Source organism: Micromonospora sp. URMC 107 (genome assembly GCF_051386315.1).
Classification (GTDB): domain Bacteria; phylum Actinomycetota; class Actinomycetes; order Mycobacteriales; family Micromonosporaceae; genus Micromonospora.
This window is the reverse complement of the sequence record NZ_JBPQTK010000079.1, coordinates 20,324-27,215: the sequence shown is the minus strand read 5'-3', so window position 1 is coordinate 27,215 and position 6,892 is coordinate 20,324. Positions and strand designations below refer to the sequence as shown.

6 protein-coding genes are annotated in these 6,892 nt (G+C 71.2%); 5 read left to right on the top strand and 1 reads right to left on the bottom strand.

The window, feature by feature from the left end; all coding sequences use genetic code 11:
- Positions 1 to 142: 142 nt before the first annotated feature.
- Positions 143 to 1,234, bottom strand: a complete 1,092-nt coding sequence (locus ACSNN9_RS18390; protein ID WP_436674595.1) for a UDP-N-acetylmuramate dehydrogenase — start codon at positions 1,232 to 1,234, stop codon at positions 143 to 145.
- Positions 1,235 to 1,305: 71 nt separating this feature from the next.
- On the opposite strand from ACSNN9_RS18390, the gene ACSNN9_RS18385 reads away from it, so the two are divergent.
- The 5 genes from ACSNN9_RS18385 to ACSNN9_RS18365 all read left to right on the top strand — a co-directional run bounded on the left by ACSNN9_RS18385 (position 1,306) and on the right by ACSNN9_RS18365 (position 6,891).
- Positions 1,306 to 2,067, top strand: a complete 762-nt coding sequence (locus ACSNN9_RS18385; RefSeq protein WP_436674594.1) for a maleylpyruvate isomerase family mycothiol-dependent enzyme — start codon at positions 1,306 to 1,308, stop codon at positions 2,065 to 2,067.
- A 239-nt stretch (positions 2,068 to 2,306) separates the two neighbouring features.
- Positions 2,307 to 3,608, top strand: coding sequence for an ABC transporter substrate-binding protein (locus ACSNN9_RS18380; protein ID WP_358083159.1), 1,302 nt, complete (start codon positions 2,307 to 2,309; stop codon positions 3,606 to 3,608).
- 75 nt (positions 3,609 to 3,683) lie between these two features.
- A complete protein-coding gene (locus ACSNN9_RS18375; protein ID WP_436674593.1) occupies positions 3,684 to 4,694 on the top strand; it encodes a carbohydrate ABC transporter permease in 1,011 nt (336 codons plus the stop codon).
- The gene (locus tag ACSNN9_RS18370) at positions 4,691 to 5,524 is read left to right on the top strand and encodes a carbohydrate ABC transporter permease (RefSeq protein ID WP_436674592.1); all 834 of its coding nucleotides are present in this window, start codon (positions 4,691 to 4,693) and stop codon (positions 5,522 to 5,524) included. Before ACSNN9_RS18375 ends, ACSNN9_RS18370 begins: the two co-directional genes overlap by 4 nt.
- On the top strand, positions 5,521 to 6,891 hold the full coding sequence (locus ACSNN9_RS18365; protein WP_436674591.1) for a GH1 family beta-glucosidase: 1,371 nt from the start codon (positions 5,521 to 5,523) through the stop codon (positions 6,889 to 6,891). The genes ACSNN9_RS18370 and ACSNN9_RS18365 overlap by 4 nt, the downstream gene beginning before the upstream one ends.
- The last annotated feature ends 1 nt before the right edge of the window (position 6,892 follow it).

Below are 6,892 nucleotides of genomic sequence, written 5' to 3'. Positions count from 1 at the left end.
CGATCATGCAGTTGTGGTGGGCATTACGAGGCGTTACAGGGCTTTCGCACCCCACCACAACTCCATGATCGACGCGGGCCGACGCGGGCCGACGCGCGCACGAGGACCGGCGGCGCGGGCGAGGAGGCGGGTGGGGTCGGGGTCAGATGGTGCAGTTGATGAGGACGGGTTCGGGGTGCAGGGTGACGCCGAAGCGGTGGTGGACGCCGTCGCGGATCTCCCGGGCCAGCTCGACCAGGGACGCGGTGCTGGCGGTGCCGCTGCGGTTGGTCAGGGCGAGGGTGTGCTTGCTGGAGATGGCGACGCCCTCCGGCCCCGGGTGGCCCTTGCCGAAGCCGGCCTTGTCGATCAGCCAGGCCGCGCTGACCTTCACCACGTCACCCGCGCCGGGCCAGGCGGGCGGCTCGCCGACGTCGGCGGCGCGCTCCCGCAGCAGCTCGTACGCGGCGACGTCGAGCACCGGGTTGGTGAAGAACGAGCCGACCGACCGGGTGTCCGGGTCGGTCGCGTCGAGCACCATGCCCTTGCCGGCGCGCAGCCGCAGGACCGTGGCCCGGGCGTCGGCCAGCGGCACCCGGTCCCCCACCTGCACGCCGAGCGCCCGGGCCAGTTCCGCGTAGCGCACAGGGCCCGACAGCGGCGAGCGGGCGAGCCGGAAGTCGACGGAGAGCACCACCCAGCGGTCGCTGTACTTGAAGATGCTGGACCGGTACGCGAAGCCGCAGTCGGCGGCGGCGATCCGCCGGACGGTCCCCCCGACCCGGTCGTGGACCTCGACGCCGGTGATGGTCTCCGCGACCTCCTGCCCGTACGCGCCGACGTTCTGGATGGGGGTGGCGCCGGTCGAGCCGGGGATGCCGGAGAGACACTCCAGGCCGGACCACCCGTTGGCCACGGTGGTGGCGACCAGCTCGTCCCAGGGCTCGCCGGCCTCGACGCGTACGGTGACGGTCTCGGTGTCCTCGGCGACCACCCGCAGGCCCCGGGAACGCACCAGGACCACGGTGCCGGGGAAGCCGGCGTCCCCGATCACGACGTTGCTGCCCCCGGCGAGCACCAGGACCTGCTCGTCGCGCTCGGCGGCCTCCCGCACCGCCCGCACGATGCCGTCCGCGTCGGTGCCGGCGACGACGCGTCCGGCCGGGCCGCCCAGGCGCAACGTGGTGTATCGCGCCAGGTCGCACCTCGTGGGGTGTTCGGTTCCGGTTGTCGGCTGGGCGTAGACGTCTGACACGCCTTTCACCCTAGGCTGAGGGGTAGCCGCGGCGCCCACTGGTGGCCCGGTCACCCCCGGGAGGATTGGCGATGAGCAGACTGCATGGCACGAAGGACTTCTGGATGGGAGCGCTCCGGGCGGAGGGCCCGGCGTTCGCCGCAGCCGTGGCCGAGGCGCCGCCGGAGACACCGGTGCTCTCCTGTCCCGGCTGGACCGTCGCCGACCTGACGCTGCACCTGACCTCCATCTACCGCTGGGTGCACTCGGTCGCCGGATCGGGCGCGGCCACCCCGCCGCCCGGCCGGCCCGAGCCGCTCGAACCGGAGCCGGGCGTCGCCCCGCTCCAGCTCTGGCAGCAGGCGTACGACCAGCTGATGACCCTCTTCGACGGCCTCGACCCGGAGGCCCCGGCGTGGAACTGGGCGCCGCAGCCGAAGAAGGCGGGCTTCTGGCCGCGCCGGATGGCGCACGAGACCGCGGTGCACCGCTGGGACGCCCAGCTCGCCATCGCGGCGGGCGAGCCGGTCGAGGCGAAGCTCGCCGCCGACGGGGTGAGCGAGATCCTGGACACCTGGCTGCCGGCCGGCCGGCGCCGCACCGCCGGCCAGTGGCGCGGGGTGGTGCAGCTCTCGGCGGTCGACGCCGCCCAGGAGTGGTTCCTGCGGCTGCGCGGCGAGGGCGTGGCCCTGCTCGACACCGCCACCATCTTCGACCACGACGACCACCACGCCCGGGCGCAGGTCAGCGGCACCGCGAGCGACCTGCTGCTGGCGCTCTGGGGCCGGGTCGGCCTCGACACGCTGGACGTGGCGGGCGACCGCGCCCTGCTGGAGGGCCTGCGCGTCGGCTGATCCGCCGCCGCGGAGCCGGGCCCCGAGGGCTCCGCGCAGTCCCACCCCGCACGTCCCAGGAGAGTGGCCGCCCGGCACAGGCGGCCACTCTCCTCGCGTCCGGCCCTCTCGGCAACCATCGGAGAGCGCTCTCTTGACACCGGCGTGAGCAACCACCACCCTGTCGTGAGAGCGCTCTCTCAGCTCTGCTCCACCACCTGCCTCACCACCTCAGACGACCTGAGAGGGGTCCGACCGAAATGGGTGTCTTTCCGCGCCGCCGCCTGGCGGCGGTGGCCCTCGTCGCCGCCACCGCGCTGTTCGCCACCGCCGGCTGCGCCGGCGACGAACCCGCCGAGGACGGCAAGATCACGTTGACCGTGGACGTGTTCAGCCAGTTCGGCTACGAAGAGCTCTACAAGGAGTACATGGCCAGCCACCCGAACGTGAAGATCGTCGAGCGTGGCACGGGCACCAACCTCGACGACTACTCGCCGAAGCTGACCCAGTGGCTCGCCGCCGGCAAGGGCGCGGGCGACGTCGTCGCCATCGAAGAGGGGTTGATGGTCGAGTACAAGGCGAACCCCGACAACTTCGTCAACCTGCTCGACCACGGCGGGGCCGAGCTCCAGGGCAACTTCCTGGAGTGGAAGTGGAAGGGCGGGATGACCCAGGACGGCAAGCTGATCGGCCTGGGCACCGACGTCGGCGGCATGGCGATGTGCTACCGCAAGGACCTCTTCGCCAAGGCCGGCCTGCCCACCGACCGCGAGGCGGTCTCGAAGCTCTGGCCGACCTGGCAGGAGTACATCAAGGTCGGCGAGCAGTTCAAGGCGAAGAACACCGGCGCCGCGTTCCTGGACGCCGCGACCAACATCTTCAACACGATCGTGCTCCAGACGGCCGGCAACGCGCAGGGCTACCACTACTACGACACCAGCGGCAACCTGGTGGTGGACAGCAACCCGGCCGTCCGGCAGGCCTGGGACACCACCATGGACATCGTCGACTCCGGCCTCTCCGGCAAGTACGGCTCCTGGTCCGAGGAGTGGGTCTCGGCCTTCAAGCAGGCCAAGTTCGCCACCATCGCCTGCCCGGCCTGGATGACCGGCGTCATCGAGGGCAACGCCGGCGCCGAGGCCAAGGGCAAGTGGGACATCGCCCGGGTGCCCGGCAACGGCGGCAACTGGGGCGGGTCGTGGCTCGCCGTGCCGACCCAGAGCAAGCACCGCGCCGAGGCGATCGAGCTGGCCAAGTTCCTGACCAGCGCCAAGGGCCAGATCGGGGCGTTCAAGGCCAAGGGCCCGCTGCCCTCCTCGCCGCAGGCGCTGGCCGACCCGGCGATCGTCGACGCCAAGAACGCGTACTTCTCCGACGCCCCCGTCGGGCAGATCTTCGGCGAGGGCGCCAAGACCCTGAAGCCCGTCTACATGGGGCCGAAGAACCAGGCCGTCCGCACCGAGGTCGAGAACGCCGTCCGGACGGTGGAGCTGGGCCAGCGCAACCCTGAACAGGGCTGGACGGACGCGGTCAACAACGCGAAGAAGGCCGCCGCCAAGTAGCCCGAGCCGGAGTGCGGGTGGGAGGGCGCCGGGGGCGCCGGTCCCGCCCGCACCCGGGAAAGGAGTCCTCCGGGCATGACCGTCCAGCTCGACGCGCGCCCGCCGGTCGCACCGGCACCCCGCACCGGCCGGCGTACACCGGCGATGCGCTTCAGCCGCCTCGACACGAAGTACTCGCCCTACCTCTTCATCGCCCCGTTCTTCGTGCTCTTCGGGGTGTTCGGGGCGTACCCGCTGATCTACACCTTCTGGGTCTCCCTGCACGACTGGGACCTACTCGGCAGCAACCACCCGTTCGTCGGGCTGCAGAACTACAGCCAGCTGCTGGCGGACGCCGACTTCTGGCACGCCGTCGTCAACACCCTCGGCATCTTCGTCATCTCGACGGTTCCGCAGCTGCTGGCCGCGCTCTGGCTGGCCAACCTGCTCAACCGGCAGCTGCGGGCCCGGACCACGTTCCGGATGGCGGTGCTGATCCCGAACATCACCTCGACCGCCGCCGTCGCGATCGTCTTCGGGGTGCTCTTCGGCCGCGAGTTCGGCATGGTCAACTGGCTACTCGACCTGGTCGGGGTCGACGCGATCGAGTGGAAGTCGAACCGGTTCGCGTCCTGGGTGGCCATCTCCGCCATGGTCGACTGGCGGTGGACCGGCTACAACGCCCTGATCTTCCTGGCCGCGATGCAGGCCATCCCGCGCGACCTCTACGAGTCGGCCGCCATCGACGGGGCCGGCCGGGCCCGGCAGTTCTGGTCGATCACCGTGCCGCTGCTCAAGCCGACGATCATCTTCACCGTCATCATCTCCACCATCGGCGGGCTCCAGCTCTTCACCGAGCCCCGGCTGTTCCACTCCGGGACCAACCCGATCCGGGGCGGGACGCTACGGGAGTCGCAGACCGTGACCATGTACATGTTCGAGAACGCCTTCGCGCCCCACTACAACTTCGGGTACGGCTCGGCGGTGGCGTGGCTGCTCTTCGCGCTGATCGCGGTCGTCGCGGCGATCAACGTGCTGCTCCTGCGCCGGCTCGGCGGCGCGAAGCCCCCCAAGGAGGACGCGAAGCCGAAGGAGGGAGCGCGATGACCCGCCTCTGGGCCGCCAGCCGGCTCACCTACGCCGCGCTGATCGCCGCCGGGATCCTGTCGATCTTCCCGATCTACTGGATGTTCGTGGTGGCGAGCCGCTCCAACGACGCGATGGGCCAGCTGCCGCCCCCGGTCACCCCCGGCGGCAACTTCGGCGCGAACGTGTCCCGGCTACTGAACAACACCGACGCGTACTTCGTCGCCGGCCTGGTCAACTCGGCGATCGTGGCGACCACGGTCACCGTCTCGGTGGTCTTCTTCTCCACCCTGGCCGGGTTCGCCTTCGCCAAGCTGCGGTTCCGGGGGCGCAACGCGCTGCTCATGGTGATCATCGCGACGATGATGGTGCCCACCCAGCTCGGCGTCATCCCGCTCTACCTGCTGATGACGAAGCTGAACTGGAACGACCGGCTGCCGGCGGTGATCGTGCCGGCCCTGGTCACCGGCTTCGGGGTGTTCATGATGCGGCAGTACGCGGGCCAGGCGGTCAGCAACGAGCTGATCGAGGCGGCCCGGGTGGACGGGTGCAACACCGCGCGGATCTACTGGAACGTGGTGCTGCCGGCACTGCGCCCGGCCGCCGCCGTGCTGGGGCTGCTCACCTTCATGACCACCTGGAACGACTTCCTCTGGCCGTACGCTGTCCTCAACGATCCGGAGAACCCGACCGTGCAGCTGGCCCTGCGCACCCTGTCCGACGGGTACTACACGGACATGTCCCAGGTGTTCACGGGAACGGCCATCGCCACCCTCCCGCTGTTGCTGGTCTTCGTCCTGTTCGGCCGCCAGATCATCGGCGGCATCATGGAAGGTGCGGTCAAGGCGTGAGCACTCTGCGATTCCCCGACAACTTCGTCTGGGGTGCGGCCACCGCCGCGTACCAGATCGAGGGCGCGGCCACCGACGACGGTCGCGGCCCGTCGATCTGGGACACCTTCAGCCGTACGCCGGGCAAGGTCCACCACGGCCACACCGGCGACGTGGCCTGCGACCACTACCACCGGTACGCCGACGACGTGGCGCTGATGGCGGAGCTGGGGCTGCGGGCGTACCGCTTCTCGGTGGCCTGGCCCCGGATCCAGCCGGACGGCACCGGCCCGGTCAACCCGCGCGGCCTGGACTTCTACGACCGGCTGACCGACGCGCTGCTGGCCCGAGGCATCGACCCGATCGTCACGCTCTACCACTGGGACCTGCCGCAGGCCCTCCAGGACCGGGGCGGCTGGACCAACCGGGAGACCGCCGAGCACTTCGCCACGTACGCCACGGCGGTGCACACCCGCCTCGGCGACCGGATCCCCACCTGGACCACGCTCAACGAGCCGTGGTGCTCGGCCTACCTCGGCTACGGCAACGGGGTGCACGCCCCCGGCGAGCAGGACCCGGGCGCGGCCTTCGCCGCCGTACACCATCTGCTGCTCGGGCACGGCCTGGCGGCCCGCGCGCTGCGCGCGGCCGGCGCGCGGACCGTCGGGATCACGGTCAACCCGGCCGACGTGCGCGCGGCCGACCCGGGCAGCGCCGCGGACGCGGCGGCGGTGCGCCTGGTCGACGGCCTGCACAACCGGATCTTCCTCGACCCCCTGCTGCGGGCGGCCTACCCGGACGACGTGCTGGAGCACGTGGCCCGGATCGTCGAGCCGACGTTCGTCCGGGACGGCGACGAGAAGCTGATCGCCGCCCCGATCGACCTGCTCGGCGTCAACTACTACGCCCCCACCTACGTCGCCGGCCGGCCGGACGGCGCGGGCGGCGGCGCCTACCCGGGCACCGAGGGCGCGGTGGAGTTCCTCCCGCCGGCCGGGCCGCTGACCGACATGGGGTGGATGATCGAGCCGGCCGGGCTGACCCGGCTGCTGGAGCGCATCGCCACGGACTACCCCGGCGTGCCCCTGATGGTCACCGAGAACGGCGCGGCGTTCCCCGACAAGGCCGACGCCGACGGCGCCGGGCAGGTCGTGGACGCGGACCGCATCGCCTACCTCGACGGGCACCTGCGCGCCGCGCACGAGGCGATCGCCCGGGGAGTGGACCTGCGGGGCTATCTCGTATGGTCGTTGTTGGACAACTTCGAGTGGGCCGAGGGCTACCGTCGACGGTTCGGGATCATCCACGTCGACTACCTGACGCAGCGACGCACACCGAAGTCCAGCGCCCGGTGGTACCAGGAGGTGATCTCCCGGAACGGGCTGTGAC